The organism is Exiguobacterium sp. s189 (assembly GCF_018617615.1).
Taxonomy (GTDB): domain Bacteria; phylum Bacillota; class Bacilli; order Exiguobacteriales; family Exiguobacteriaceae; genus Exiguobacterium; species Exiguobacterium aestuarii_A.
In genome coordinates this window covers 94,153-118,552 of the sequence record NZ_JACSKM010000009.1, presented here as the reverse complement: position 1 = coordinate 118,552, position 24,400 = coordinate 94,153, and the positions used below count along the sequence as shown (strand labels likewise).

33 protein-coding genes, 2 tRNA genes and 1 rRNA gene are annotated in these 24,400 nt (G+C 49.1%); 25 read left to right on the top strand and 11 right to left on the bottom strand.

The annotated features are described in order from the left end of the window. The 4 genes from rrf to KNO99_RS11970 form a co-directional block, all read left to right on the top strand. Positions 1-87: ribosomal RNA gene (gene rrf, locus KNO99_RS11985) — 5S ribosomal RNA — on the top strand; the annotation flags it as partial. A 241-nt stretch (positions 88-328) separates the two neighbouring features. Further along, a complete protein-coding gene (locus KNO99_RS15510; protein ID WP_371743093.1) occupies positions 329-1,030 on the top strand; it encodes a GNAT family N-acetyltransferase in 702 nt (233 codons plus the stop codon). Continuing rightward, positions 1,030-1,968 carry a coiled-coil domain-containing protein gene (locus KNO99_RS11975; RefSeq protein ID WP_214748871.1) on the top strand — a complete coding sequence of 313 codons (939 nt, stop codon included), beginning with the start codon at positions 1,030-1,032 and terminating at the stop codon, positions 1,966-1,968. Before KNO99_RS15510 ends, KNO99_RS11975 begins: the two co-directional genes overlap by 1 nt. Before the next feature lie 79 nt (positions 1,969-2,047). Then, positions 2,048-2,239: a hypothetical protein gene (locus KNO99_RS11970; RefSeq protein WP_214748868.1), complete on the top strand. Its 192-nt coding sequence runs from the start codon at positions 2,048-2,050 to the stop codon at positions 2,237-2,239. An 83-nt stretch (positions 2,240-2,322) separates the two neighbouring features. Here the strand turns inward: KNO99_RS11970 and KNO99_RS11965 are convergent, their stop codons facing one another. Then, on the bottom strand, positions 2,323-2,700 hold the full coding sequence (locus KNO99_RS11965; protein ID WP_214748865.1) for an HIT family protein: 378 nt from the start codon (positions 2,698-2,700) through the stop codon (positions 2,323-2,325). A gap of 50 nt (positions 2,701-2,750) precedes the next feature. Between KNO99_RS11965 and KNO99_RS11960 the strand changes: the two genes are divergently transcribed. Further along, positions 2,751-3,392: a uridine kinase family protein gene (locus KNO99_RS11960; protein ID WP_214748862.1), complete on the top strand. Its 642-nt coding sequence runs from the start codon at positions 2,751-2,753 to the stop codon at positions 3,390-3,392. On the opposite strand, the gene KNO99_RS11955 is transcribed toward KNO99_RS11960, so the two are convergent. Continuing rightward, entirely contained in the window at positions 3,377-4,159 is a 783-nt protein-coding gene (locus tag KNO99_RS11955; RefSeq protein WP_214748859.1) for a sporulation protein, read from the bottom strand. The two genes, KNO99_RS11960 and KNO99_RS11955, sit on opposite strands and share 16 nt — an antisense overlap. A 138-nt stretch (positions 4,160-4,297) precedes the next feature. Here KNO99_RS11955 and KNO99_RS11950 point away from each other — a divergent pair. The 7 genes from KNO99_RS11950 to KNO99_RS11920 all read left to right on the top strand — a co-directional run bounded on the left by KNO99_RS11950 (position 4,298) and on the right by KNO99_RS11920 (position 7,736). Continuing rightward, positions 4,298-4,374: transfer RNA gene (locus tag KNO99_RS11950), tRNA-Met, on the top strand. A 25-nt stretch (positions 4,375-4,399) separates the two neighbouring features. Then, positions 4,400-4,476 (top strand) — tRNA-Met (locus KNO99_RS11945). Positions 4,477-4,579: 103 nt separating this feature from the next. Further along, a complete protein-coding gene (gene tsaE, locus KNO99_RS11940) occupies positions 4,580-5,029 on the top strand; it encodes a tRNA (adenosine(37)-N6)-threonylcarbamoyltransferase complex ATPase subunit type 1 TsaE (protein ID WP_074032590.1) in 450 nt (149 codons plus the stop codon). After that, positions 5,026-5,682, top strand: coding sequence for a tRNA (adenosine(37)-N6)-threonylcarbamoyltransferase complex dimerization subunit type 1 TsaB (gene tsaB, locus KNO99_RS11935; protein ID WP_214748857.1), 657 nt, complete (start codon positions 5,026-5,028; stop codon positions 5,680-5,682). The genes tsaE and tsaB overlap by 4 nt, the downstream gene beginning before the upstream one ends. Further along, positions 5,675-6,136, top strand: coding sequence for a ribosomal protein S18-alanine N-acetyltransferase (rimI, locus tag KNO99_RS11930; RefSeq protein ID WP_214748854.1), 462 nt, complete (start codon positions 5,675-5,677; stop codon positions 6,134-6,136). The genes tsaB and rimI overlap by 8 nt, the downstream gene beginning before the upstream one ends. Further along, positions 6,133-7,155: a tRNA (adenosine(37)-N6)-threonylcarbamoyltransferase complex transferase subunit TsaD gene (tsaD, locus tag KNO99_RS11925; protein ID WP_214748851.1), complete on the top strand. Its 1,023-nt coding sequence runs from the start codon at positions 6,133-6,135 to the stop codon at positions 7,153-7,155. Before rimI ends, tsaD begins: the two co-directional genes overlap by 4 nt. Before the next feature lie 14 nt (positions 7,156-7,169). After that, positions 7,170-7,736: a hypothetical protein gene (locus KNO99_RS11920; RefSeq protein ID WP_214748848.1), complete on the top strand. Its 567-nt coding sequence runs from the start codon at positions 7,170-7,172 to the stop codon at positions 7,734-7,736. Between the two features lie 42 nt (positions 7,737-7,778). Here the strand turns inward: KNO99_RS11920 and KNO99_RS11915 are convergent, their stop codons facing one another. Next, positions 7,779-8,762, bottom strand: coding sequence for a zinc-binding dehydrogenase (locus KNO99_RS11915; RefSeq protein ID WP_214748845.1), 984 nt, complete (start codon positions 8,760-8,762; stop codon positions 7,779-7,781). Positions 8,763-8,875: 113 nt separating this feature from the next. On the opposite strand from KNO99_RS11915, the gene KNO99_RS11910 reads away from it, so the two are divergent. Beyond that, positions 8,876-9,739: a LysR family transcriptional regulator gene (locus tag KNO99_RS11910; RefSeq protein ID WP_214697062.1), complete on the top strand. Its 864-nt coding sequence runs from the start codon at positions 8,876-8,878 to the stop codon at positions 9,737-9,739. A gap of 26 nt (positions 9,740-9,765) precedes the next feature. Here the strand turns inward: KNO99_RS11910 and KNO99_RS11905 are convergent, their stop codons facing one another. From KNO99_RS11905 to KNO99_RS11885, 5 genes are all read right to left on the bottom strand, one after another. Continuing rightward, positions 9,766-10,929 (bottom strand): iron-containing alcohol dehydrogenase, encoded by a 1,164-nt coding sequence (locus KNO99_RS11905; protein ID WP_214748842.1) that lies wholly within the window; start codon positions 10,927-10,929, stop codon positions 9,766-9,768. A 3-nt stretch (positions 10,930-10,932) separates the two neighbouring features. Beyond that, entirely contained in the window at positions 10,933-11,226 is a 294-nt protein-coding gene (locus KNO99_RS11900) for a putative quinol monooxygenase (protein ID WP_214748841.1), read from the bottom strand. An 86-nt stretch (positions 11,227-11,312) separates the two neighbouring features. Beyond that, positions 11,313-11,975, bottom strand: coding sequence for a type 1 glutamine amidotransferase domain-containing protein (locus KNO99_RS11895; protein ID WP_214748838.1), 663 nt, complete (start codon positions 11,973-11,975; stop codon positions 11,313-11,315). A gap of 155 nt (positions 11,976-12,130) precedes the next feature. Next, positions 12,131-12,538 carry a hypothetical protein gene (locus tag KNO99_RS11890; protein ID WP_026824457.1) on the bottom strand — a complete coding sequence of 136 codons (408 nt, stop codon included), beginning with the start codon at positions 12,536-12,538 and terminating at the stop codon, positions 12,131-12,133. Beyond that, a complete protein-coding gene (locus tag KNO99_RS11885; protein ID WP_214748835.1) occupies positions 12,535-14,436 on the bottom strand; it encodes an ABC-F family ATP-binding cassette domain-containing protein in 1,902 nt (633 codons plus the stop codon). Before KNO99_RS11885 ends, KNO99_RS11890 begins: the two co-directional genes overlap by 4 nt. A gap of 150 nt (positions 14,437-14,586) precedes the next feature. Between KNO99_RS11885 and KNO99_RS11880 the strand changes: the two genes are divergently transcribed. The 6 genes from KNO99_RS11880 (at position 14,587) to KNO99_RS11855 (ending at position 18,518) form a co-directional block, all read left to right on the top strand. Continuing rightward, positions 14,587-15,243, top strand: a complete 657-nt coding sequence (locus KNO99_RS11880) for a redox-sensing transcriptional repressor Rex (protein WP_214748832.1) — start codon at positions 14,587-14,589, stop codon at positions 15,241-15,243. Continuing rightward, entirely contained in the window at positions 15,243-15,461 is a 219-nt protein-coding gene (gene tatA, locus KNO99_RS11875) for a twin-arginine translocase TatA/TatE family subunit (protein WP_034770678.1), read from the top strand. Before KNO99_RS11880 ends, tatA begins: the two co-directional genes overlap by 1 nt. Before the next feature lie 3 nt (positions 15,462-15,464). Then, positions 15,465-16,253 (top strand): twin-arginine translocase subunit TatC, encoded by a 789-nt coding sequence (tatC, locus tag KNO99_RS11870; protein ID WP_214742996.1) that lies wholly within the window; start codon positions 15,465-15,467, stop codon positions 16,251-16,253. Positions 16,254-16,380: 127 nt separating this feature from the next. Continuing rightward, positions 16,381-16,674, top strand: a complete 294-nt coding sequence (locus tag KNO99_RS11865; RefSeq protein WP_214748829.1) for a hypothetical protein — start codon at positions 16,381-16,383, stop codon at positions 16,672-16,674. A 34-nt stretch (positions 16,675-16,708) separates the two neighbouring features. Beyond that, positions 16,709-16,999 (top strand): hypothetical protein, encoded by a 291-nt coding sequence (locus tag KNO99_RS11860; protein ID WP_214748826.1) that lies wholly within the window; start codon positions 16,709-16,711, stop codon positions 16,997-16,999. 172 nt (positions 17,000-17,171) lie between these two features. Next, positions 17,172-18,518: an FAD-dependent oxidoreductase gene (locus tag KNO99_RS11855; RefSeq protein WP_214748823.1), complete on the top strand. Its 1,347-nt coding sequence runs from the start codon at positions 17,172-17,174 to the stop codon at positions 18,516-18,518. Between the two features lie 36 nt (positions 18,519-18,554). Here KNO99_RS11855 and KNO99_RS11850 read toward each other — a convergent pair whose 3' ends face one another. Then, positions 18,555-18,737, bottom strand: coding sequence for a PspC domain-containing protein (locus tag KNO99_RS11850; RefSeq protein WP_214748820.1), 183 nt, complete (start codon positions 18,735-18,737; stop codon positions 18,555-18,557). Positions 18,738-18,897: 160 nt separating this feature from the next. Between KNO99_RS11850 and KNO99_RS11845 the strand changes: the two genes are divergently transcribed. After that, positions 18,898-19,371, top strand: a complete 474-nt coding sequence (locus KNO99_RS11845) for a hypothetical protein (RefSeq protein ID WP_214697041.1) — start codon at positions 18,898-18,900, stop codon at positions 19,369-19,371. A 3-nt stretch (positions 19,372-19,374) separates the two neighbouring features. Next, entirely contained in the window at positions 19,375-19,953 is a 579-nt protein-coding gene (locus KNO99_RS11840; protein WP_214748817.1) for an NADPH-dependent F420 reductase, read from the top strand. 37 nt (positions 19,954-19,990) lie between these two features. Here KNO99_RS11840 and KNO99_RS11835 read toward each other — a convergent pair whose 3' ends face one another. Then, positions 19,991-20,326: a TM2 domain-containing protein gene (locus tag KNO99_RS11835; protein WP_214697039.1), complete on the bottom strand. Its 336-nt coding sequence runs from the start codon at positions 20,324-20,326 to the stop codon at positions 19,991-19,993. 104 nt (positions 20,327-20,430) lie between these two features. Between KNO99_RS11835 and KNO99_RS11830 the strand changes: the two genes are divergently transcribed. Both KNO99_RS11830 and KNO99_RS11825 read left to right on the top strand, forming a co-directional pair. Beyond that, positions 20,431-20,589, top strand: a complete 159-nt coding sequence (locus KNO99_RS11830; RefSeq protein ID WP_015880595.1) for a hypothetical protein — start codon at positions 20,431-20,433, stop codon at positions 20,587-20,589. After that, positions 20,586-20,984 (top strand): hypothetical protein, encoded by a 399-nt coding sequence (locus tag KNO99_RS11825; protein WP_214748815.1) that lies wholly within the window; start codon positions 20,586-20,588, stop codon positions 20,982-20,984. Before KNO99_RS11830 ends, KNO99_RS11825 begins: the two co-directional genes overlap by 4 nt. Positions 20,985-21,020: 36 nt before the next feature. On the opposite strand, the gene KNO99_RS11820 is transcribed toward KNO99_RS11825, so the two are convergent. Further along, on the bottom strand, positions 21,021-22,256 hold the full coding sequence (locus KNO99_RS11820) for an MDR family MFS transporter (protein ID WP_214748812.1): 1,236 nt from the start codon (positions 22,254-22,256) through the stop codon (positions 21,021-21,023). Between the two features lie 102 nt (positions 22,257-22,358). Here KNO99_RS11820 and KNO99_RS11815 point away from each other — a divergent pair, with 102 nt between their 5' ends. Then, a complete protein-coding gene (locus tag KNO99_RS11815) occupies positions 22,359-23,984 on the top strand; it encodes an ABC transporter substrate-binding protein (RefSeq protein ID WP_214748809.1) in 1,626 nt (541 codons plus the stop codon). 11 nt (positions 23,985-23,995) lie between these two features. Further along, entirely contained in the window at positions 23,996-24,364 is a 369-nt protein-coding gene (locus tag KNO99_RS11810; RefSeq protein ID WP_214748807.1) for a hypothetical protein, read from the top strand. Positions 24,365-24,400: the final 36 nt, after the last annotated feature.

Genomic DNA, 24,400 nt, shown 5'->3' with positions numbered 1-24,400 from the left:
GTTCCCATGCCGAACACGGAAGTTAAGCGTCTCAGCGCCGAAAGTAGTTGGGGGATCTCCCCCTGTGAGGATAGGACGTTGCCAGGCAACAACGCAGGACGACCGAGCATACGCTCGGTCGTTTTTTTGTTTCATTGAAACTTTATCTCTTCTTTTCCGTACTAAGTATGAGAAAGAGGGGATTGTTTTGTATATTCGATTAGCCACTTTAAAGGATGTTTCGAGGATTACAGAAGTTTCAACTGCAAGCTTTCGACAAGAGGCAGACATCTTGCAGTTACCAGTAAGAGATTTAAATGTCGAGCCTCCTGGATACGACAATGAACCCATGACACACTATTTGATCGAAGCATTGACAACCTATGTGACGGAGCAAGACGGTAAACTTGTAGGTGGCATTGTGCTTACGTTGACAGGGGAAGACTATGCACGAATCGATCGTGTTTTTGTACATCCTGATGTTCAAGGGCAAGGAATCGGTAAGGCATTGATTCAATACGTGGAAGCTGAGTATCCACATGTACGGATTTGGGAGCTAGAAACATCAACTCATCAAAAGAGAAATATTCGCTTTTATAAACAGTTAGGATTCCAAGTCGTGTATGAGTCGGATGATGAAGTATGTTTTGTCAAACGAACAAAAGCAAAACCGAGTACACATTGCTTTGAAGAACGGTCATGTGAAGGATGGCAGGCGTACGGGGTAAACGCGAGTCATCTGGCAGTGACGAACAGTAACATTTCTTTATTTGATGCGAGTAACTGTAACTTCAGTCAAAGTCGTTTTCGGAACATTAATTTCCGCGATAGTAAGTTCAGCGATTTGAATTTGTCAGGTTCACAATTCAATTTTGTAACGATGCAAGAGGATGAACGTACTATTCAAATACATCATTCGAATCTGAGAGGTGCTACATTTAATCAATGTGACCTGACGAATGTGACGTTAACAGGATGTGACATCAAAGGTATGAAGATAAATGGTGTTTCAATTGACACCTTGATCAGTACAAAGAGAGGGGAAATATAATGGGAAACCTTGAACAACTCCAATTAGACCTACAACAACGTATCGCCGAACGTGATCGACTTGTCCGCAAACAAAAGACACTTGAAAAACAGCTAAAGGAACATGAAGCGATACGGAAAGAATTGTTGAATACATTTACGAAAGAACAGCGCGATGTTTACGATCTTGAAAGTTTTTCGCTCGTCAATACGTGGCGTAAATTACGAGGCACGTTTGATGAGCAACGCATAAAGGAAGTAGAAGAAGCTGCTCGTGCTGAACTGAAATTGCGCGAACATGAGAAGATGATTGATGAATTGACGCTCGAGCATCGGGGTTTAAAAGAACAGCTCGAAGGATATGAAGACATAGACACAGAGTGGGAGACCTTCTTAGAAACGAAAGAGGCCCACCTCACAAAAGATCCAGTTGTTCGTCGAGACCTACATGATCTCACCAATCAACAAGCTAAGACGAATGAACTTTTCATCGAATATCGAGAAGCCATTGTTGCGGGTAAGGCAGCACGAGCAACAATTACGAAGACGCTAAAGCATTTAGACAGTGCCAAAGGTTGGTCGACGTATGACACGTTCTTCGGAGGAGGGTTGTTTGCGACGGCAATGAAACATGATGCGTTAGATGCATCCGAGCAGACGATGCATGAATTACAATCTGCATTGGAACGTTTCTCCCGTGAATTGGCAGACGTCCAAGAAATTGTACAGGAATTACATGTCGATCGAGGTTCACTGATTCAGTTCGCAGATTACTTTTTGGATGATATTTTTTCAGAATGGACGATGCATGGACGAATCAATGATTCATTAGATCAAGTGAACGGACTGGATAAGGAGATCAGTCAGCTGATTGCTCGTATGACGAAACAAGTGGAACAGTTAGAACAGAAACTTGAAGAGACTGAAGAAAAAAGAAGACAGCTCATCCTAACGCGATGAGCTGTCTGTCGTAAGAGAACAAACTGAAGAGGTTCATGATAGCAGATTCGTTTTCTTACTTGAAAGGAGAAACGCACGGATGAATAAATCAATCGCATTTCTCATTAGAGGAATGGGAATCACAGGTGCCTTACTCGTATTATCGATTCCTTTTTTCTTTAACCCTCCTATATCGACCACACTTAAAGTGGTCAGTCTTGGATTATTGATGATTTTCATCATTTTCGCTACATCAACCATCAGACTTCGGAAACGGATGGAAGATGAATGACGCGTTCTATCGTTAAAGGTGATCCAAAGTAGGCGCGAGCGTTTGATTCACCTACATGAGGTCAGCTAATTCGGAGTGCTCGTTCATTCCGGTCGTTTTAGCCAATGCCGTAGTCCTTTCCCTGCATGAGGTCCTGCCTCGTAACGAGGAATGACGTGCAGATGGGCATGAGGCACGGTTTGGTTTGATGTCGTGCCGACGTTCCAACCTAGTGTGTATCCGTCAGGTTGAAATGATTGATTAAGGTATTCCTTGGCCTGATGAAGTAATTCATATGTATGTTGCCACTCTAAAGGCGTTAAGTCGAATGTCGTTGCGCGGTGTGCTTTCGGGACAATTACACCCGAGCCGACGAGGATATCTTGCTCGTGGTCATGCATGAGAAAGTAACAAGAGTCATTCTCGGCAATAATGGTTTGATGTGGATCGAGTGTCGGGTGACAAAATGGACAAGTGGACATGAGATAGATACACTTCCTTTCTATACTAAGTGTACCAAAGGGGGAGAATCATGGAACGACTCATCGATGAAATCGTACAAAATGTGCAAACAGGACAACGAACGCTGATTGGTATCTCTGGACATGGGGCAGCAGGAAAATCGACATTGGCCGAAAGATTACGGGAACGACTCGGTGATATAAACCTGCTTCACACAGATCCATACATCATCGATTCACAGTTACGGAAACAAACGATTCTCACCTATGAACAGAATGGAAAAACCCATCATTATAAGATGACGGCTTGTCATCCAGCTGCGCATCATCTGCTTTCACTCGAGCGTGATGTTCGTATGATTCGAGAGGGGATCGGCTTTTACACAATCGATGTCTCATATTTAGAACGTACGTGGATTGACCCGAAAAAAATGATTACGATTATTGAGGGCATGAGTGTCGCATTTCTGGAACTCTCTTCTTTTGACCAATCGATATATCTTTATACGGACGGGGAGACGGAGTTCAAGCGACGCTCACAACGTGATATCCAAGAACGTGGAATGGAAATGGATGACTTACGCGCCTCGCATGACGAGCGACGTCTTCAATATGAGTTGTTCATGCATCCGTATCGCCATCACTTCCGAACCATCGTTAATACGAGTGGGGATATGATTCAAATTGAAAAAACCGCTCACGAGGAGCGGTGACTGCGTAGCGTATCTTGAATACCGAGACCGAGCTGTTCTTGCTCACGTTCGAGTTGTTCCCAGGTGAGGGAGCGGTGGCGCAATTCGACGTCAGTCGCCATCGACTCGAGCGTTCGCTGTGTTTCGATGTTGTCGAGCCAGTAGTAGAGGTCGATTCCATCTTCATGCAGACGCCAAAATGATTTGACGACCTCAAACTCATCGGCCCACTCACCGACCGGCTTGAACCCATACTTTTCGACGAACGGATAAGGACGCTCTTCTCCGAGCGGGTCAATCACGTTCCGAACAAACATCGGTTCAAGTCCAGCATGAGCCGTTGCGTCGAGCAATCGTTTCAGCTCAGGCATCGGTTCGATTTCAATATGTTCAATCACGTCGAACCAGACACGTTTCATATCCTTGTCCCATAACGTCGCCTCTACGCTGTATGGGGCTCCAGCAGACGAAGGGGCATACATCGTCAATTCGAATGAGAACGGAACGTCTTCCTTCGCACCAGGTTCTAGTACGACAGTGAGTGGAATCGGGATCTCTTGAATGTCGGCTTCTCGATTGAATTCATTTCCTTCCATGGTGATGTCTTTAAATGTCGTCAAAAAGTTGAGTGTCAGTTCTTGTAACCGGACGACAGTCGTCGTTGGGTTGGATACGTGCAGGGTCCCGGTCACTACCTGCTTCGGAATGAGTGCTGCCGGGTCAAACGTGATGTCGGCTTCGATCTCCGAAAAGAACCATTTCTTGAATCGGTTTCCCCATTTGGACATGGCGGTCGCGCCCCTTTTCTCTAAATTCTATGCTGTTATACCTGTTCCCGATTCCATTTTTCAAAAAACATTGAGAAAAAGGTTGCTTTTTATAACTGTCTCACTTATTATAGAGGATGTCGAAACAATTCAAACCATCGCGGGGTGGAGCAGTCTGGTAGCTCGTCGGGCTCATAACCCGAAGGTCGTCGGTTCAAATCCGGCCCCCGCAACCAATTTTTATTTAATTTCATATGTCGTCGCGGGGTGGAGCAGTCTGGTAGCTCGTCGGGCTCATAACCCGAAGGTCGTTGGTTCAAATCCAGCCCCCGCAACCAATTTTTAAATGAGATAGCGAAACGATAGCGTTTCGTGTTTTTTTTTGCTTAAAATGAAGTGTACAATGAGTACGTATGAGAAGTGATAAAAGGAGAACCATTCATGTATACATTGATTACGCATTCTGCGGCGGAGACGCAGGCAGTGGCAGAACGTTTGGCCACGCTCGTTGAAGCAGGAACGGTCATCACGTTAAACGGTGACCTTGGTGCCGGAAAGACGACGTTCACACAAGGGTTCGCAAAAGGACTCGGTGTCACACGGAACGTCAACAGTCCGACCTTCACCATTATGAAACAATACAAAGGGCGCTTACCGCTCTATCATATGGATGTCTATCGACTCGAGGATACGGGGGATGACATCGGTCTTGAGGAATATATCAACGGTGACGGTGTCGCCATCGTAGAGTGGTCGAACTTGATCGAGTCTTCTCTTCCGGAAGAACGCTTGGCGATTACGATTGAACGAGTCAGTGATGAAGAACGGAAATTGACACTCGCTCCAACGGGTGAGCGTTACGTTCAAATCGCCAAGGAGGTGCTCGCATGAAGCAATTGATGATTGATACGGCGACGACACGTTTATCTGTCGCATTAAGTGAGGCTGGAGAAATTCAAGCCGAAGCGACGGTCATGGTCTCGAAAAACCATGCGGTCACACTCATGCCGATGATTGAACAACTCATGGCAGCTGTGAAATGGACTCCGAATATGCTCGAACGCATCGTTGTTACGACAGGTCCTGGGTCGTACACAGGAATTCGGATTGGAGTGACGACGGCGAAGACACTTGCTTATACGTTAAACATTCCACTAATCGGCGTGTCTGCCCTTCAACTCATGGCAGCAGCCCCAAATACGGACTTGCCTGTCGTCTCATTGATTGACGCGCGCCGTGGCAACGCCTATATCGGATATTATCAACAGAACAAGGCACAGACGCACGATCAACATGCGTCTGTCGCCGACTGGCTACGACTGAATATCCAAGGACGTTTCCTTGTCGTGGGAGACGTCGAACCGTTCCGTGACGTGTTGAGTGAATACGAATATGTCGAAGCACCGGCTGCACATCGTTACGGCCGTGCGAGCGATTTGATCGTCTTCAGTGATGAGACGAGCGATGTCCATGCGTTTGAGCCAGAGTATTTGCGACTCGCCGAAGCGGAAGCGAAATGGTTAGAGGGTCAAAACAATGGCTGACGTCAAAATTCGTCGAATGACGTGGCTTGATGTCGAGGAAGTGACAAAAGTCGAAGAAGCGTCGTTCTCCATTCCGTGGACAAAAGAGGCGTTCATGAACGAGATGCTTCGGAATGAACAGGCTATTTATTTTGTCGCGGTCCATGACAAACGGGTCGTCGGGTTTGTCGGCGTTTGGACAATCGTCGATGAAGGACATATCACGAACATTGCCGTCTTACCTGAATTTCGTGGGCAAGGCATTGGTAATCAACTGTTAACGGAACTCGTCGCGTTCGCCAAGTCGAAAGAACTTGTCGGATTGACGTTAGAAGTCCGCGTGTCGAACGTAGGGGCGCAAAAACTGTATGAACAGTTTGGATTTATGCAAGCGGGACGAAGAAGACGCTACTATCAGGATAATAATGAAGACGCCTATATTTATTGGGCGAAGTTAGGAAGTGACTTAGAATGAACACATCACTGATTCTCTCGATCGAGTCGAGCTGTGACGAGACGTCTGTTGCGCTCGTCAAAGACGGAAAGACGTTATTGTCGAACGTCGTCTCTTCTCAAATTGAGAGTCATAAACGATTTGGTGGCGTCGTCCCTGAAGTGGCGTCTCGTCATCACGTGGAGCGCATCACGTATGTCATTGACGATGCGTTGAGCGAAGCAGGCGTGACGATGGAAGATGTCGATGCGGTCGCGGTCACACAAGGACCAGGTCTCGTCGGTGCCCTTCTCGTCGGCATCAGTGCGGCCAAAGCATTGGCGTTCGCCCATCAAAAACCGCTCATCGGCGTCCATCATATCGCGGGACACATTTACGCGAACGAACTCGTCGAAGAGATGGAGTTCCCACTCGTCTGTCTCGTTGTCTCGGGTGGACATACAGAACTCGTCTATATGCCAGAACACGGTGTCTTTGAAGTCATTGGTGAGACACGTGATGACGCGGCGGGTGAAGCGTATGATAAAGTCGCACGCACACTCAGCCTCCCATATCCGGGTGGTCCGGCAATTGACCGTTTAGCAGCTATTGGAGAAGATACGTACAACTTCCCACGCGTTCGCCTTGAACCGGGTAGCTTCGACTTCAGTTTTAGTGGATTGAAATCATCGGTCATCAACGCTGTACACAATGCAGAGCAACGTGGGGAGACGGTCATCCCGGAAAACTTGGCAGCGAGTTTTCAAGCAAGTGTCGTCGAAGTGCTCGTTGAGAAAGCGATTCGCGCCGTGAAAGAAAAAGGAGCGAAGCAATTGCTTGTTGCCGGTGGTGTTGCGGCAAACCGTGGACTTCGCGCAGCGCTTCAAGAAGCGACTGCTGCTGAAGGGATTCAACTTGTCATCCCACCACTCGATCTTTGTGGAGACAATGCCGGCATGATTGGGGTCGCGGCACATCACGCGTATGTGCGCGGGAAGCGCGATACACTAGCGATGAATGCGGTTCCTGGGTTATCCTTAGAAGAGAGCATGACAGTCTAGGGGGAAATAGAGACATGACGAAACGCATCATCATTGGAGGACTCATCGTACTACTCGTCGTCGCGACGTTTTTACAAGTACGAGAAATCATCCGCGCTTACAATATCGCCTATCAAGAGGAAATTGTGCCAGAAGAGACACGAGTGAAGTCGTTGACTGGAGAAGAGTCATTAGAAGGTATCGGTCGTGTGACCGGAGAGAATACGCTCATCGAGTCATTGTATGGTTACACGAGTGTCATCGACCAAGAACCAGAGCGTGTGATTGTCGTTGATCGCAATCTCGGTGTTCAGCCTAAAGCGAGCGATGCTTACTATGAAATTGAGCGTGGACGCGAGGCAACAGAAGAAGAGGCTGCGAAGTTTGATGATTTGATCGAGGAGCTCGACGAACAGCAACTGTTCGCACAAGTCATCTCGACACACGAAGCACGCTATGTGACGAATGACGAAAAGCCGATGACGTTCTATAAAGTGTTCACACGTGATGTCGACACGAACGAGGCGGTTTTCTTTATCGCTGAGGACGGGACGAAGCTCGATTTCCATACGGTAGGATTCCAACCGTTACGATACTTTTAAGATAAAGAGAGGCCAGCGTATTAAACACGCTGACCTCTTTTTTCATGCCTTCAAATTGGCAACAATCTTCCCGACGACATGTCGGTCCGAGAGTTCGACCAACTTCTTCGGGATATCCGCAAATGGAATTGTCTCTTGAATCATCGGTTGAATCTCACCCGCTGCAAGCAGTTCGAGCATGTGCGTACCGATGCGGACGATGTTTGCTTCGCTCACACGGTCTTGTTGATGATGAATCGCATTAAGTGCGACCTCATGGTAGGAGATGACACGTGTGAACGGTTTGATGACACTCATGTCAGGGGCTCCTGCGATATGGGCGATGTGTCCGTTGTAGGCGATGACTTGGAGGGAAGCGGTCGCCGTCTCACGACCGACGGGATCGATGACAGCATTGACACCATGACCGCTCGTCAGTTCCATCACCCGTTGTTGCCAGTCTTCTGTATTGTAGTCAATCGCCTCGTCGGCTCCGAGCTGTTTGACCCAGTCATGGTTACGCGCTGAAGCGGTCGTGATGACACGTTTTCCAAGATACTTCGCCAGCTGAATGGCAAAGCCACCGACACCACCGGCACCCGCGTGAATGAGGATCGTATCGATCGCATTCATCGGAAGTTTTTCAAAAATGGCTTGGTACGCTGTGAATCCAGCTGTCGGTAAAGCGACTGCATCAGCGAACGAAATCGATTCTGGAATCGGGACGACCATGTGCGCCTTGGCACGTGTGAACTCGGCGAAGCCACCCCATTCATTCCAGTTGCTGTGGTAGAGGACACGGTCACCGATCTGTACGTTCGTCACGTCATCCGCGACAGCGGCAATCGTACCCGCGACATCGAGCCCAAGGACGTGAGGGTATGACCATTCGGGTTTGCCATTGGTAGCCGTTTTGTAGTCAACGGGGTTGAGCCCTGCATATTCTCCCTCAATCAATACCTCACCGGAACGAAGCGTCGGTGTATCGACCTCCTCGATTTGCATCGTCTGCCACGTGTTCGGTTCATGTAGTAATAAAGCTTTCATCTAACATCCACTCCTTATAAATTTATTTATCGATTGATGATTTAAACGTTATTTGTCTTATGATTTACTGCCTTTTATACTGAAGGTAACGAATACAAAAGGAGTTTACACAGATGATTGATTTTGAATGGTATCGCAGTTTTATCCACGTGTACCAGCAACGTTCCGTGTCGGCAGCGGCGCGTGTTCGCTTTTTGACCCAACCGGCTGTCAGCCAACATATCGCCGCACTCGAAGCAGAACTCGAAACGTCCCTCTTCACACGAGCACCACGTCAGATGATTCCGACGGATGCGGGGAAGGAACTATACACGCAAGTGGTCGGCTTGATCGACCGTCTTGAAGAACTATCGCTTGAGATGAAATATGTCTCAGGGGAGCAACCGCGTCCCGTCCTCAAGTTCGGTGGACCGACCGAGTTCGTCACACATGAGATTATACCCGCTTTGCCGCTTGATGCTGCACAGTACATCGCAGATTTCGGGATGACAGCAGATTTAATCAAACGCTTAGCAGACGGGGAGCTCGACTTTGTCATCGCGACGAAGCGGATGGAGGAGCCTGGTATCCAATACGTCCCGATTGCCGACGAATCGTTTTTGTTAGTGGCGCCGAACGATTGGGAAATCCCAACCGATGAGTTAAAAGATTGGATGGATCGTCAGCCGTGGATCAGTTATGGACTGGAGCTTCCCATCATCCGTCGTTACTATCAGACACAGTTCGGGGAACGTCCAGACATCCGTCCGGAGATGATCTTACCAAACGTCGACGCGATCCTTGCGGCAATCGAATCGAAGTGTGGGATTAGTATCTTACCGAACTATTTGATTCGACACGCACTCGAGCGAGGAAGCGTTCAAATCGTAGCACCGGAGCGTTTTGCGACGAACGTCATTTATCTCGCGCATCGGACCGAGTCGAAGCATGACCCCGTCATCAACCAAGTCATCCAAGCGTTGCAGGATGCAAAATGAAGTAGGACCCACGTGGGCCCTACTTTTTATAATGCATTTTTTAGGATTGTCGCTACGTCTTGTTGACGGAGCGGGACGTATTGGCCAATTTGTTCGGCGACCATCGCCCGTTCTGCCATCAATTCGAGATGCGTGGCGTCAATTTCATAATCACTGAGACGTGACGGTGCACCGATCGATGTCCAAAAGTCTTGTAACGCCTGAACAGTCTCTTCGACGAGCACGTCATCCGATTTGTCGTTCATGTCAATGCCGAAGACGCGTTCACCGAGTTGAATGATGCGTTCAGGACGTCTCTTTCCGACATAGCGAAGCCATTCCGGGAAGAGAATCGCAAGTCCGCCACCGTGTGGGATATCGTAGACGGCAGAGACCGCGTGTTCAATCATATGAGTCGCCCAGTCCGTCTTCACACCCATCGATAAGGTCCCGTTTAAGGCAAATGTTCCGTTCAACAACATCGTTTCCCGTGCGTCAAAATCATTCAAGTTTTCAACGAGGCGAGGTGCCGTTTCCATCATGGTCCGTAAAATCGATTCCCCGAACCGTTCTTGGAGTAGGGCGTTCTCTGAAGCGTGGAAATATTGTTCGAAGACGTGCGACATGATATCGACGATTCCATATACGGTTTGGTTCGCCGGTACACTCAACGTATAGGTCGGGTCGAGTACGCTGAATTTTGGGTAAGTGAGGGGCGAGCCGAACGAGCGCTTATCTTGCGCCTCCCAGTTCGTGATGACGGCTCCACCGTTCATTTCCGATCCTGTTGCCGCCAATGTTAAGACTGTCCCAATCGGTAATGCATCTGTGACGGGGACTTGTCGTGTCACGATATCCCACGGATTCCCGTCATATTTTACACCGGCTGCGATTCCTTTCGCACAGTCGATGACGCTACCTCCACCGACAGCTAGGATGAGGTCGATTTGATGTTCATGGACTAAGTCGATCCCTGTTTGAACTGTCGTTAGACGTGGATTTGGTTCGACACCAGAAAGTTCGACGACGGTTACGTTCATGTCAGCTAATAGAGCGGTTACTTCCTCATAAAGCCCGTTCGCTTTGATGCTCCCTCCACCGTATAAGAGAAGGACGCGGTCCCCGTATCGTGGAATTTCGGTGCGGAGTGATTCAAGTTGTCCTTTTCCGAATAAAAGTTTGGTCGGGTTGTGATATTGAAAACGTTCCATTGGTTAATAAACCTCCTTGATTTCTTCTAAGTATTGAACGTCCCGACTAGCGAGAAGTGCCTCTGCTTCTTTGCGATACGTTTGATAGTGGGGTGAGGCGATATGCGCATCGAGTGCCGCCTTGTCGGTCCACTTTTCGTAAAAGACGAACGCGTCCGCGTTGCCTTCGACACGGTGTAACGTATAGAAAACACAACCTGCCTCCGCGCGTGATGGGGTGACGACTTGGCGTAAGTGTGTCTCAAGCGCGGACCCGAGACCGGGCTTCGCTTGAATCTGAGCTAAGATGGTAATCATCTTCATTCCTCCTCATCTATAAAACCCGCCTGTTCGAGAACAGGCGGGTCGTCCTCTTTCATCGATTGGCAACGAGAAAGAATTGATTAGTTTAACGTGTTGATGACGGCTTTTGCGACAGCAACGGTCGATTGTGGATTTTGGCCTGTTACCAAGTTTCCATCGACTTGAACGTTTTCTGTGAAGTTGTCTGCGAGCACGATGTTCGCACCGAGTTCGCGAAGACGCGTTTCAAGTAGGAACGGCATGTAGATATCAAGACCTGTCGCACGTTCTTCTTCATCCGTGAACGTCGCAATCGTTTTACCGTTCACGAGTGGTGTGCCGTCAGACAATGTCGCACCGACAAGACCAGCGGGACCGTGGCAGACGGCAGCAACCGTTTTGCCTGCTTCAAATAGTGAACGAATCGCAACATTCAACGCGTCGCTTTGTGGAAGGTCGAACATCGTTCCGTGACCACCTGGCATGAAGATGGCATCGAATTGATCGAAGTTTGTGATCGTCTTCAAATCGATTGTATCTTCGAGAAGGGGAGACGTCGCTTGAATGTCAGCCGGTACTTCTCCTTCTAAACTGCGTGCGTCGATTGGAGATTGACCACCGTTCGGGCTAGCGACCGTGATGTCATATCCTTGTTGTTTGAACTCGACGTATGCCTCACCAAACTCGGACAACCAAAGTCCAGTCGTGTGACCGTCCTTCATTTCTTTTGCGTTCGTCACGACCATTAATACATGTTTACTCATCTGTCATTCCTCCTAAGAAATCATCCGTTGTTTCGGTACGTGACTAGAATAACGCGCACTCTAACGAAAAACAAATTAAGAAAAATCACCTTATCTATAAATAAATTTATACATAAATGAAAAAACCGTCCCCTTCAAAAAAGAGGACGGACTGTTTACGCTTTCGGTTGTCGATAATTCTCCCGATGCCACGTATTGATACGGCTCACGATGAAGACGAGAAGGGCGAGGATCCACATGAAGAGCGTCTCTTCATAGAAGTGGGCCCACACGGATCCCGGCGCATAGAACGTATGAACGGTCACATCAACCGGCCAGACGACGATACGGATGAAGAGTGTGCTCATGAGCAGACCACTGAAAAGGCTGAGTAGAATCCCTGGCCACGTCTGAATGATGAAGCCGATCACGACCGGTAAAAAGTAAAAGAGAATAGACGGGACGATCGTTGGCTCCCCGCGGATGAGTTCAGATACGAACTCAGTCCCGGTTGGTACGATATAGGCCAGTCCCGTGAGAAACGCTTGAATGAACTCGATTCGCATGGCACGTGTACGCATCATGTATGGAGTTCCTCCCATTCCGCATAAAGTGCGGTGATGGATTCTTTCGCTGCGTCCGATTCGGTCGACAACTCCTGGGCACGGGCGAAGTCGTTGAAGACGTCCGGCTCACAAAGCAACTGTTCAATCTCGTCGAGGCGATTTTCATGTTGCTCGATTGCCAGCTCAATCTCTTCGATGCGCTGTTTGATGCGGCGCTCTTCTCGTTGTTGTTCTTTATCGGCACGCTGTTTTTTCACGACGACCTGCTTCGTCTCTTCACGGGCGAGTCGCGCGAGTTCTTCGAGTTCTTCTTTCTTCTCGACGTAGTACGAATAGTCACCGAGATACTCGTCGATGCCGTTCGGCGTGATTTCTAACACACGCGTCGCGAGACGATCGATGAAGTAGCGGTCGTGCGAGACGAAGAGAATCGTACCTGGATAGTCGAGAAGGGCGTTCTCTAAAATCATTTTCGAGTCGAGGTCCAAGTGGTTCGTCGGCTCGTCCAGGATGAGGAGGTTCGGTTGCTCGAGCTTCAGCTTGGCCAACGTGAGACGTGCGCGTTCGCCGCCTGATAATTCATGGACACGCTTCATGACATCATCGCCGCTGAAGAGGAACTGTCCGAGAAGACTCCGCACTTCTTGCTCGCGCATGAGCGGCCAGTCGTTCCAAATCTCGTCGATGACACGGTTCGCGTCCGACAAGTTCTGCTGCTCCTGATCGTAGTAGCCGATCTCGACGCCGGTCCCGTAGCGGATATCACCGGTAAGGGCGGCTTGTTGTTTCGTCAACACTTTGAGAAGTGTCGACTTCCCGACCCCGTTCGGACCGACGAGAGCGACGGATTCCCCGCGCTGTAGCTGGAAACGGAGATTTTGGGCAATCGGTTCTTCATACCCGATGGCGAGGTCACTCGCGCTCAACACATCGTTTCCGCTCTGTCGTTTGATGGAGAACGAGAGGACCGCACTGCGTTCGTCACCGTCCGGAGCATCGAGACGATCGACTTTCTCCAGACGCTTCCGTACGCTTTGCGCCCGTTTCGTCGTCGTCGCCCGGGCGATGTTTCGCTGAATGAAGTCCTGCATCTTGGCAATCTCTTCTTGTTGCGACTCAAACTGCTTCTTCTCTTGTTCGTAGAGAGCGGCCTTTTGTTCGAGATACTTCGTGTAGTTCCCGACGAAGCGGCGGCTCCGATGACGTGACAGCTCATAGACAACCGAGACGACGCGGTCGAGGAAGTAGCGGTCGTGGGAGACGATGAGGACGGCACCTTTATAGCCGCTCAAGTACTTCTCTAGCCAGGCGAGCGTCTCGATGTCCAAATGGTTCGTCGGCTCGTCCAAGATGAGCAGGTCGGGACTTTGAAGGAGCATCTTCGCCAAGGCGAGACGCGTCCGTTGTCCCCCGGAGAGCGTGTCGATCCGACGTTCGAAGTCGTCCGGATAGAAGCGCATTCCGTGAAGGACCGAGCGGATCGTCGCTTCATACTGGTAACCGCCGCGCTCTTTGAATGTGTGCTGTTCTTCATCGTAAGAGGAGAGGAGGCGTTCGTACGCAGCGGCGTCGTTTAGAATCCGTTCGGATCCCATGTCGGCCTCCATGCGACGGAGCGTCTTCTCTTGCTCGATCAAGTCCGTGAAGACGGTGAGCATCTCGTTCCAGATCGTCTCGTCGGATTCGAGCCCTGAGTCTTGGGCGAGATAGCCGATGGTGACGTCTTTTGGCTTCATGATGTCCCCGGAGTCATAGTTGTATTCACCGGCGATGACTTTCAAAAGCGTTGACTTCCCAGCCCCGTTTCGGCCGACGAGGGCGACGCGTTCGCCTTCTTGGATTTCGAGTTTGACGTTTTCTAAAATCGGCTCGACGCCGAAGGATTTGGATAAGTTATTGACTTGCAGTAGGATCAAGTGAAAAAACCCCTTTCTCTCTATTTAGTATACTGTATTTTTCAGCGATTTTAGGTATATTCGTTGAGTGGTCATGTGAATTCGTTTACAATCAAGGTGTATGAAATTCAGATTCGTTTGTAACGTGTCGTAAAAAGGAGGCTCTTTCCGTTGAGTCAAAACGAACCAAAGATTCCACAAGCGACAGCCAAACGGTTGCCACTATACTATCGATTTATTCAAAGCCTGCACGCGTCAGGTAAACAGCGTGTCTCTTCAGCAGAACTGAGTGAGGCGGTCAAGGTCGATTCGGCTACGATTCGCCGTGATTTCTCGTACTTCGGTGCGCTTGGTAAAAAGGGATATGGCTATAACGTGCAGTATCTGTTAGACTTTTTCCGAAAGACACTGAATCAGGACGAGATTACGAATGTCGCCTTGGTCGGGGTCGGTCACCTTGGGACGGCATTCGTCAACTATAACTTCCTTAAAAACAATAACACACATATCGTCGTCGGGTTCGACGCAGACGAGACAAAAGTCGGCACGACGATGTCAGGCGTCCCAATTCATCACGTCGATGAGATGGAAAAAATTATGAAGCAAAACAAGATTGACGTCGCCATTTTGACGGTACCTTCTGCCTATGCACAGTCCGTCGCAGACGACTTGGTCCGTTTCGGTATCAAGGGCATCTTGAACTTCACACCGGCACGACTTACCGTACCGGACACGGTTCGCGTCCATCACATCGATTTGTCGATTGAGCTGCAGTCACTCATTTACTTTATGCAACACTATCCAACCGCTGAGGGGGTCCATCAATAATGGAATTACTAGCATCATCACTCGTCGTCGGGATTCCGGGTGGGGCGAGTCTATTCATCATCGCCATCATCGCGCTCATCATCTTCGGACCGAAGAAATTACCGGAGTTTGGTCGCGCGGCCGGACAAACGCTTCGTGAGTTCAAAAATGCAACGAACGGCATGATGAACGAGCACGACGAGAACGACAAGAAAGCTATCGAAAAGAAAGAGCAGTAAGCCATGAATCATCAACCTGATCAAGAGCGGGAACTCACCGATCACTTGACAGAGCTGCGGAGACGACTGATGCTATCTGCATTTGTCGTCTTTGCCTTCTTTTTGATGGCTTTGCCGAGTGTCAAATATGTACTCGCGTACTTGCAAGAAGATCTCGTCGAACGCGGGCTCGAACTGAACGCCTTTGGGGTCGCGGACCCGCTCATGATTTACTTGAACTTGGCGCTCATCATCGGCCTGATTGCGGCGAGCCCATTCTTACTGTATCAAGTGTGGGCGTTTGTCGCACCCGGTCTGCATCCGAATGAACGGAAAGGTACCCTTGCCTATATCCCGATCATCTTCGGATTGTTCTTGATCGGCCTTGCGTTCGCCTACTACTGGTTATTCCCGCTCGTCCTCGATATCTCGACGGACCTCGGGCAAGACCTCGGACTCGAACAAATCATCGGGGCGAACAATTACTTCACGTTCTTGTTGCAACTGACGATCCCGTTCGGTCTATTGTTCCAATTGCCGGTCGTGACGATGTTCTTGACACGGATTGGTGTCGTGACACCATACTTCTTATCGAAGATTCGTAAGTATGCGTACTTCGCGCTATTCGTAGTCGCGGCATTCATCACACCACCGGATTTGACGTCGCACCTTATGGTGTCATTGCCACTCTTCTTCCTATATGAAATCAGTTTATCGATTTCACGCGTCGCCTACAAAGGGGTGTTGCGCCGGGAGAAAGAAGCGATGGTGCAAGAACAGATGGATTTAATGAAACAGATGAATGAGAAATGAGCATCGTTCCGTAAATGGGATGATGCTTTTTTTGTCGTGACGTATTGATAGAATGTGAGTGATTGAGATAAATTTCCATTTCATGTGCTACAATAAAATGAGTCACATATATGAGGGAGGATGCACGATGATTCGGGAGTATAGCGGAGAAGACCTTATAGTATTAGGCACGATGACAACCATCCTACTGCTTTTCTTATTTTTCTCTATCAAATCTCGATTGCGACGTCAATTCATCGTCTCGTCGTTGCTACTCGTAACTGGCTATATCTTGTTTCTTGTCGGAATGACAATCGTACGTGGTTGGGATGCACTCGGTTGGCTTGCATTAGGGTTGATCTTGTACGTACTTGGTATGATTCTTCACGTTGGCATTGTCATTTATCAGAGGCTGAAAAGTAGACGTGAGGGACAATCTTGAAAGCGTCTTTCCAATCAAGTTATGGAGGTAAAGGATGAATGACATCACCATTTTGCTCGTATTGCTGTTTGGACTCACACTGGGAGTCATCATTTCAACGTATCAAATGATCCGAACGAAAAAACAAAGGCCTTTTCCATTCATCTTAAATATAGTATTGGCCGTAAGTGGCTATATGCTACTAATTGGCAGTCTGACGTTTGGGTACGGCTGGGGAGCATTGTGGTGGGCGGTCGTCGGGCTTGCTATGAACGTCTTCGGTTTGATTGTGCATCTATTTCTCATAAGCTATCATCTATTGAAAAAGCGACGAGTCCGGTCATGAGAATGAGCGGATTTTTTCTGTTCAAACTTTAGACACTTATACGTGAAATAGTGAGCATAGTCGTTGAACCTTACATTGTGAAATAGTACACTAAGATCAAGAAATAAATGTGATATTTATCACAATATAAAAATGAAACGTACTGTCTAACATAAAAGGAGAGACGACTCATATGAAAATCGCAGTCATCGGATGTACACACGCAGGAACAGCAGCAGTCAAAGGTTTACTCGCCAAGCACGACAATCTCGACATCACCGTTTACGAGCGGAACGACAACGTCAGCTTCCTCTCGTGTGGGATTGCGCTCCACGTCGGTGGGGTCGTCCAACGTGCGGAAGAATTGTTCTACTCCTCTCCACGCGAGCTTGAAGAACTCGGAGCGACTATGCGCATGAAACATGATGTCTTGTCGATTGACGCCGAAGCGAAGACGGTCCACGCCAAGAATCTCGAGACGGGGGAAGACGTGCACGACACGTATGACCGCTTGATCGTCACGACGGGTTCATGGCCAATCGTCCCAACGCTCCCAGGAATCGAAATGAATGGAATCGAACTCTGTAAAAACTATGCGCACGCACAACGCATCATCGAGCGCGCGACAGATGCGACGAAGATTGCTGTCATCGGGGCGGGTTATATCGGAGTCGAACTCGTCGAGGCGTTCGAAACATACGGGAAGCATGTTACGTTCATCGATAGTGCCGACCGCATCTTGAACAAATATCTCGATAAGTCGTTCACGGATCCATTAGAAGCAGACATGACCAGTCGCGGAATCGACCTCGAACTCGGTCAGACGGTCGAAGCGTTCCGTGGTACAGATGGAAATGTCACACATGTCGTGACGGACAAAGGTGAATTCGAGGCGGATCTCGTGATCCTCTGCGTCGGATTCCGTCCGAACACAGGACTCTTAGAAGGACAGGTCGATATGCTCGGGAACGGTGCCATCATCGTCGATGAATACATGCGCACGAGCAACTCGGACATCTTTGCGGCAGGTGACAGCTGTGCCGTCTACTACAACCCGGCACGCACACATGCCTATATCCCGCTTGCAACGAATGCTGTCCGTATGGGAACGCTCGTCGCGGAAAACATGATGCAACCACGCGTTCGCTACCAAGGGACGCAAGGAACGTCAGGACTTCGACTTTATGACTGGAACATTGCGTCGTCTGGTTTGACGGAAGAAGCGGCATCCCTTTTCGGACTCGACGTAGAAAGTGTCGTCATTGAGGATGCATATCGTCCGGAGTTCATGCCGACCGCAGAGAAAGTCGAATTCAAACTCGTCTATGAGACAGGAACACATCGCATTGTCGGTGGACAAGTGTTATCAAAAGCGGATTTGACACAAGCGGTCAACACGCTCTCTCTTGCGATCCAAAACGAGATGACGATTGAAGAGCTCGCATACGTCGACTTCTTCTTCCAACCTCACTACAACAAACCATGGCACTTCTTGAACAGCGGAGCGCTTGAAGCGATGAAAGACAAAGTGAATGCTTAATAGAAAAACGCGGAAGCTAACGGCTTTCGCGTTTTCTTATAGATAGCGTGGTTCATCTTTCATCAAATTGGCAAGAAGGATGTAGATGAGAAAGTTAGCCGGCAAAAAAACGAATAGTAGCCGAATACCGAGTGAAGAGATGTTCACGTATTCAGCAATCCCACCGCATACTCCAGACAGAGAGCGGTCCGTCGCGGACTTACGAAGTGTACGTTGCATAGCAAAGCTCCTTTTGAGTTGATATGTAAATTTTACCATAATAAGTACATAAAACATCCTCACCGATTGATTTGTTAATGTAGATTATTTACAAGTTACTCGGGGAAAAAGGATAGGGTAAGTGCGCGTCATGTTTTCTACCTTAAAGGAGGAATGTTTCATGGCTAAAAAGGAAAAACAACCGTATCACATCGTCACGTTCACCTTTCCAGAAGAGGCGATCTCGTATCAGGCGTTCAGTAAGCTGAAAAAGTACCATTCGGATGGGCTCGTCGGTTTTGAACAATTGGTCGTCATCAAGCGTGAAGAAAACGGGGCGTTCTCGTTTGAGGATGCGGCGCAGCTTGCACCCGTCAACAAGTCGACGAAAGGTGCGCTCATCGGGATGGCGGTCGGAATCCTCGGTGGACCGTTCGGAATTTTGTTCGGGACACTCACAGGTGGTCTCATCGGCGGCACGAAAGACGTGAAGCATATGCAAGGCATTCAAGATACATTTAAACGGACGGTCGGTAACATCGAACCCGGTCAGACAGGTGTCATGGCTATCGGGGAAGAATTCGACCCATCGATTTTAGACGGGCTTGCAGAAGAGTATGGAGGAACGGTCACACGGACAGACGAGGAGTTGTGAGATATGAAACTCGGAATCTTAGGTGCCGGGAAAGTCGGGCGCACGCTTGGGGAGCAATTCGAACAGGCCGGTTATGAGGTGCTGTACGGGACACGGACGGAGCGGGAAGGGACGTTGACGTTACAAGAAGTCGCCTCAGCAAGCGATGTGCTCCTCCTTTGTACGCCGTTTGCGGCAGCGGTCGACCTGCTGCCGACACTTGATGGACTGAATGGGAAAGTGTTAATTGATGTGACGAATCCAATCGCCATCGAGTTTAACGAAGTTGAGCGACCGGACGGGGTGTCGGGTGCGGAGTATTTGCAGCGACTCGTTCCCGATACGAAAGTCGTCAAAGCGTTCAACCAGACGGGCGTCGAGAACTTAGGTAATCCGGATGGTTCTGTCATGTTCGTCGCAGGAGATGATGAAGAAGCGGTGCGACTTGTCGTCGAGCTATCGAACAAGATCGGTTTCGATACGCATCCGCTCCATGGGTTGAAGCTTGCCCGTGAACTAGAAGGGTTAGCGTGGCTATGGATTCATTATGCGGTGAAAGAACGGAAGACACGGGACTTCGCATTCTACTTAAAAGAACAGTGAAAAACGATCGGGGCGAGTAGCCTCGATCGTTTTTTGATTAGAACCCTGTGTAGCGGTCAGAGCGTGTTTGCAGTAGCTCGATCGTCTCACGTTCGATTTGTTCGACTTCGCGCTGTTGCCAACCTGGCATGAGGAACGCATCGACGAGTGCCCAGATTCCTGTGATGATGGCACCGAAACCGAGCGTCAAGACGACGAGGAGGACCATCGCAATTCCTGACCCAATCTTTTTGAAATAAAAGCGATGTGCACCGAGTGCACCGAGGAAAAACCAAAGTAAGTACGCGACGAGTAAGCTGCGCTTGCGCTTCTCGACTTCGCTGTTGACGAGCTGCATTTCTTCCGTCGTCAAATCCATGCGTGACACATTCATCGGATTTCAACTCCCTATCCATAATTGTTATAATAAGTTCGGACTCTAGTATATCGGAAAATGGATTTGTTTCCATGATTTCCTAAAAAGAAAAGAGGTTTGCTATGCTTTTTCCGATTTTGACGTTCATCGTCGCGTTTGTTCACGTCGTCGGTGGGGCGATTGCACTGTATCAGTATCCACAATATAAACGAATGGCCATCAGTGCCATCGTACTCGGATTCGTCTACGGTGGGTTGACTGTGGCTGTGATCGGGTTATGAAGTGGGGGGCAAATGGACCACTTCGTTCGCGTCTTCATATGCAGAGTGGCTATCAGTTGGGGACATATCTATTTTTAGGTCTGATCATCTTTGATTTACTTTTAGGTGACGTTCCGAGAATCTCATTTGCGATGTATGCCTTGTTCTTTTACTTTTGGCAACGAGAACGCGTTGAGAAAGAAGACAAGGCGCTAGCCGAAAAGATGAAGCAGCGGTCGAACGAGTGGACAATCACACTCGTCATCTTGCTTTGCTTCGTAGGCTATGCCGTCTCGCTCGGTTTACAAGAACCTTCTATTTCATTGCTCGAGCTGAGCATTTACGGCTTCTCGACAATCTTCTGCATCCGGGCGTTGACATTGATTTATGCCATGCACCAAGAACAGCTCGATTAAAACCCATCCCTTCGCATGAGAAAGGATGGTTTTGATTTAAGAAGCCGCTCGTCGTAGGACGAGCTTTTCTTTTACATAGATACCGCTATAGACGAGGAAGCAGCCGAAGCTGACCAACAGTCCGATATAGACGCTCATCATGAACGGTGTGAGAAGCGATCCGATCAAAATCGTCGAACGTGATAAGAAGTCGGCACCGGCGAACGACGTTCCGGCAAATGCTGAGTACGCACCACGTCGGTCTTCTGGCATCATGTTCGCCTTCTCCGTATTTAACACCGGAGAGTACAACAATTCCCCGAACGTGGCGATGAGCATGAAGCCGAGTAGAAGCAACATCGAGTTCGCACTCGTGATGACCGCGTAGCCGATCGTGTACAACGCGAGCCCGCCGAGAAGTGTGTACTTGTTCGAGAAGCGTGAAGCGAGACGTTGAATGAAGAAGGTCAACGCGACGACGATGAGCGTGTTCTCAATTTGGATGAGACTCATCATCCGTACCCCGTTGATCGTCCATGTTTCAAACGAGAGTGGTTCGAATGAATCGGCGAGCCTTACCGCGACATAACTGCCCATGGAGAACTCGGCAGCGAGAATACACATCGAGCCGAAGACGACTTTGACGAACGGGCGGTCACGCCAGGCGATTTGATAGCTTTGGAACACGTCGACGAAGACGAGCTTGAGCTTTTGTGAGGTCCACGTCCGTTTCGTGTCTTCAAGGAAAATAGCGTACGCAATCGGCAACATGCTCGATGTGAACGTCAAAATCCAAAACAGTAACAGCTGATTGCTGACATAGAGCCAGCCCCCGAGCGCCGTCCCAATCGTGATCGATAAGTTGATCAACCAGTAATCGAGCGCGTATACGGCTTTTCGGTTCTCCGGCGTCGTCGCATCGATGATGATCGCGCTCATCGCCGGCCGACCGAGGTTATTTGTGACCGTGAAGATTGTATAAGCAATCATGAAGATAATCATCTGGTCGAACTGGAGACTGAGCGTCATGACGAGAAACATGGATGCTGTGAGGCTAGCCGTCAACACAAGAAGTCGCTTCCGTGAAAATTTATCGGCGAGGTATCCCCCGATTAACCCGATGACGTATCCGAGACAGACGAGCGAGACTAAGAAGATGCCTGCAATCCATTCATTGAACGCTTTGACAAAGAGGAGTGCCATGAACGGCATGATGGCGAATGAGACCGAACGGTTGAAAAATGATGTCACGAGTCGAACTTTTATGGGTTTAGGTATATCTTTCCATTTCATATTGTCACCTTCCATTCTGTACCTGTATGATAAACAAGACAATGGATTTAAAAAATGGACGACATGGGGAAGTGATGTCCACTTTTAAGGGGGGAATGTGACGTGGATGCATATTTATTTCGATTGTGGAAAGAATGTCGGGACGGGGCTTACACGATTTCTGATATGGCGGAAGCCATCCATTTAAGCCCGAAACAGACGAAGCGCCATTTGGCACGATGGAAAGAGGAAGGATGGCTCACGTATACGAGCGGACGCGGTCGCGGGAATTTGACGCGACTTGAATGGCTGCGCCACGTGGAGCGCGACTTGGCGAAACAGCTACTCGAACGTATGGAGAAAGAGTCGGTCGAAGCGGTGACGAGTCAGTTGGAGTGGGACTGGTCACCTGCGCAGGCAGGCCGGTTCATGCGCCAGCTCGAGAAGAAGTTCGGTTACGTCCAAACATCGAGCGATGCGCTCATCATCCCGCGCCGTCGCAACTTTTTGACGACACATCCGCTCGAGGCGGCTGACATCCACAGTGCCCACCTCGTCCAGAACGTATTCAATCGTCTCTTCATGATTGACGCGACTGGAGAGGTCACGGGGGAACTTGCCCATCATTACGAATGGCAGGGAAGTACGCTCGTCTTGTTTCTTCGGAAAGGGGTCCGTTTCCATGACGGATCGCTCATGACGAGTAAAGACGTGACGAAAAGTCTGCGTATGCTCATTCAGTCGGATGCGTATCGCTATATGTACCGACACGTCCGTCATATCGCATCGAACGGCACGTATCGTGTCGATGTCACGCTCGACCGGCGCCGGAATTCCTACATCCCGAAACTGTCGATGATTCACACGAGTATCGCCAAAGGGAGCATCGGAACGGGGCCTTTTCAGCTTGACCGTCACGATAAGGAGAAAACGGTCCTCCTCGCGTTCGAGAATTATTTTGGGGTACGGGCGCTCTTGGATCGGGTCGAGTTCATCAAAGTGCCGGACGGATATGATCCGACGTATCGGATCTCGTCGCGGGATTCCAAGGAGACCGGACACATCTCAACACCGTCCGGGTTCGGACTTGTCATCTTAAACAGTCATCCGAATAGTGTGTTCGCCAATGAAGAGGCGCGGCATTATATGCATCGATTGATTGCGGAGATTCGTCCGGAAATCGGGACGTTGAATGAACGGAGAACGCCGAACGACCGAGGTTTTCTCGGAGCGATGAGCGAGACGTATCGCGTTCCTGAGGGAGCATCCGTCACGTTCGATCGTCCGATTCGAATCAAACAGACGGACTTCACGAACGATACGACCGACTGGATTGCGGAGATGTTGATGCGTCACGGCATTGCCTATGAGTTCGTGCCCATCAGTTTCAAAGATTCGATCCACGACAAAACGTATTATGAATATGTTGACTTGGTCGTTCACGGGGAAGTATTCGAGCGGAACGTCACGCTCGGGTTCGAACAATTTATGACGAACGAGTACTCGCCGCCGCATAAAGTGTTCCCTTACATGGAGGGGATAGCGGAACGGATCGAACAGTATGACGAGTTACCGTTTGAGGACTGGTTGCCCCTGCACCGCGAGATTGAGCGTGAGTTGAAAGAGAAGTCGTACTTCATCCCGCTCTATAACGAGGAGCGGACGATTCCGTTCCCGGTCGAGCTAAAGGACGTCTGTGTCGACTTGTTCGGTTATTTTGATTTTGCAAAACTATGGATTCCGTCGTAAGGAGGGGTATGGTGCGTAAGAAGTTACTCATTGGGTTCATGATCTTTTTTGTAGGACTGTTTTTATTCGCGCTATGGGATGGTGAGTTCGTCGCCTTGTCAATCACAGGTCTAGGGTTTGCGATTTATGGTTATCGACACGAAGAAATTGAAAAGCTTGAAGAAAAGGTGACGAAGAGAATCATGAGGCAAGTCGATGCGACACTCATGAACATCACGATTTACGGTTTGCTGGTCATTGGCGTGGTCATCAATTTCTTTATGGATGAACCACAAATCTCATTGATTGATGTCATTTATGTCGCATTAGGTGTGTTGTTCGGTCTGCGTGGACTGCTCATTCGGAGTGTCTATCAAGAGGAAATGCAGGTTCAATCGTAAGTGACAACGATAAGAAAAACCCCGAGTTCGTAAGAC

Excerpts from the sequence above, each read along its gene's own strand:
- KNO99_RS11965 (WP_214748865.1), bottom strand. The coding sequence starts at position 2,700 with ATGTCCACTTGTCCATTTTGTCACCCGACACTCGATCCACATCAAACC.
- KNO99_RS11845 (WP_214697041.1), top strand. The coding sequence starts at position 18,898 with ATGGCTAAAAAGGAAAAACAACCGTATCACATCGTCACGTTCACCTTT.
- KNO99_RS11970 (WP_214748868.1), top strand. The coding sequence starts at position 2,048 with ATGAATAAATCAATCGCATTTCTCATTAGAGGAATGGGAATCACAGGT.
- KNO99_RS11890 (WP_026824457.1), bottom strand. The coding sequence starts at position 12,538 with ATGATGCGTACACGTGCCATGCGAATCGAGTTCATTCAAGCGTTTCTC.
- KNO99_RS15510 (WP_371743093.1), top strand. The coding sequence starts at position 329 with ATGACACACTATTTGATCGAAGCATTGACAACCTATGTGACGGAGCAA.
- KNO99_RS11955 (WP_214748859.1), bottom strand. The coding sequence starts at position 4,159 with ATGTCCAAATGGGGAAACCGATTCAAGAAATGGTTCTTTTCGGAGATC.
- KNO99_RS11860 (WP_214748826.1), top strand. The coding sequence starts at position 16,709 with ATGAATGACATCACCATTTTGCTCGTATTGCTGTTTGGACTCACACTG.
- KNO99_RS11960 (WP_214748862.1), top strand. The coding sequence starts at position 2,751 with ATGGAACGACTCATCGATGAAATCGTACAAAATGTGCAAACAGGACAA.
- KNO99_RS11900 (WP_214748841.1), bottom strand. The coding sequence starts at position 11,226 with ATGATTACCATCTTAGCTCAGATTCAAGCGAAGCCCGGTCTCGGGTCC.
- KNO99_RS11850 (WP_214748820.1), bottom strand. The coding sequence starts at position 18,737 with ATGCAACGTACACTTCGTAAGTCCGCGACGGACCGCTCTCTGTCTGGA.
- KNO99_RS11820 (WP_214748812.1), bottom strand. The coding sequence starts at position 22,256 with ATGAAATGGAAAGATATACCTAAACCCATAAAAGTTCGACTCGTGACA.
- tsaD (WP_214748851.1), top strand. The coding sequence starts at position 6,133 with ATGAACACATCACTGATTCTCTCGATCGAGTCGAGCTGTGACGAGACG.
- KNO99_RS11855 (WP_214748823.1), top strand. The coding sequence starts at position 17,172 with ATGAAAATCGCAGTCATCGGATGTACACACGCAGGAACAGCAGCAGTC.
- KNO99_RS11840 (WP_214748817.1), top strand. The coding sequence starts at position 19,375 with ATGAAACTCGGAATCTTAGGTGCCGGGAAAGTCGGGCGCACGCTTGGG.
- KNO99_RS11910 (WP_214697062.1), top strand. The coding sequence starts at position 8,876 with ATGATTGATTTTGAATGGTATCGCAGTTTTATCCACGTGTACCAGCAA.
- KNO99_RS11895 (WP_214748838.1), bottom strand. The coding sequence starts at position 11,975 with ATGAGTAAACATGTATTAATGGTCGTGACGAACGCAAAAGAAATGAAG.
- KNO99_RS11835 (WP_214697039.1), bottom strand. The coding sequence starts at position 20,326 with ATGAATGTGTCACGCATGGATTTGACGACGGAAGAAATGCAGCTCGTC.
- KNO99_RS11915 (WP_214748845.1), bottom strand. The coding sequence starts at position 8,762 with ATGAAAGCTTTATTACTACATGAACCGAACACGTGGCAGACGATGCAA.
- KNO99_RS11865 (WP_214748829.1), top strand. The coding sequence starts at position 16,381 with ATGATTCGGGAGTATAGCGGAGAAGACCTTATAGTATTAGGCACGATG.
- KNO99_RS11920 (WP_214748848.1), top strand. The coding sequence starts at position 7,170 with ATGACGAAACGCATCATCATTGGAGGACTCATCGTACTACTCGTCGTC.
- tatA (WP_034770678.1), top strand. The coding sequence starts at position 15,243 with ATGGAATTACTAGCATCATCACTCGTCGTCGGGATTCCGGGTGGGGCG.
- tsaE (WP_074032590.1), top strand. The coding sequence starts at position 4,580 with ATGTATACATTGATTACGCATTCTGCGGCGGAGACGCAGGCAGTGGCA.
- tatC (WP_214742996.1), top strand. The coding sequence starts at position 15,465 with ATGAATCATCAACCTGATCAAGAGCGGGAACTCACCGATCACTTGACA.
- KNO99_RS11975 (WP_214748871.1), top strand. The coding sequence starts at position 1,030 with ATGGGAAACCTTGAACAACTCCAATTAGACCTACAACAACGTATCGCC.
- KNO99_RS11825 (WP_214748815.1), top strand. The coding sequence starts at position 20,586 with ATGAAGTGGGGGGCAAATGGACCACTTCGTTCGCGTCTTCATATGCAG.
- KNO99_RS11830 (WP_015880595.1), top strand. The coding sequence starts at position 20,431 with ATGCTTTTTCCGATTTTGACGTTCATCGTCGCGTTTGTTCACGTCGTC.
- rimI (WP_214748854.1), top strand. The coding sequence starts at position 5,675 with ATGGCTGACGTCAAAATTCGTCGAATGACGTGGCTTGATGTCGAGGAA.
- tsaB (WP_214748857.1), top strand. The coding sequence starts at position 5,026 with ATGAAGCAATTGATGATTGATACGGCGACGACACGTTTATCTGTCGCA.
- KNO99_RS11905 (WP_214748842.1), bottom strand. The coding sequence starts at position 10,929 with ATGGAACGTTTTCAATATCACAACCCGACCAAACTTTTATTCGGAAAA.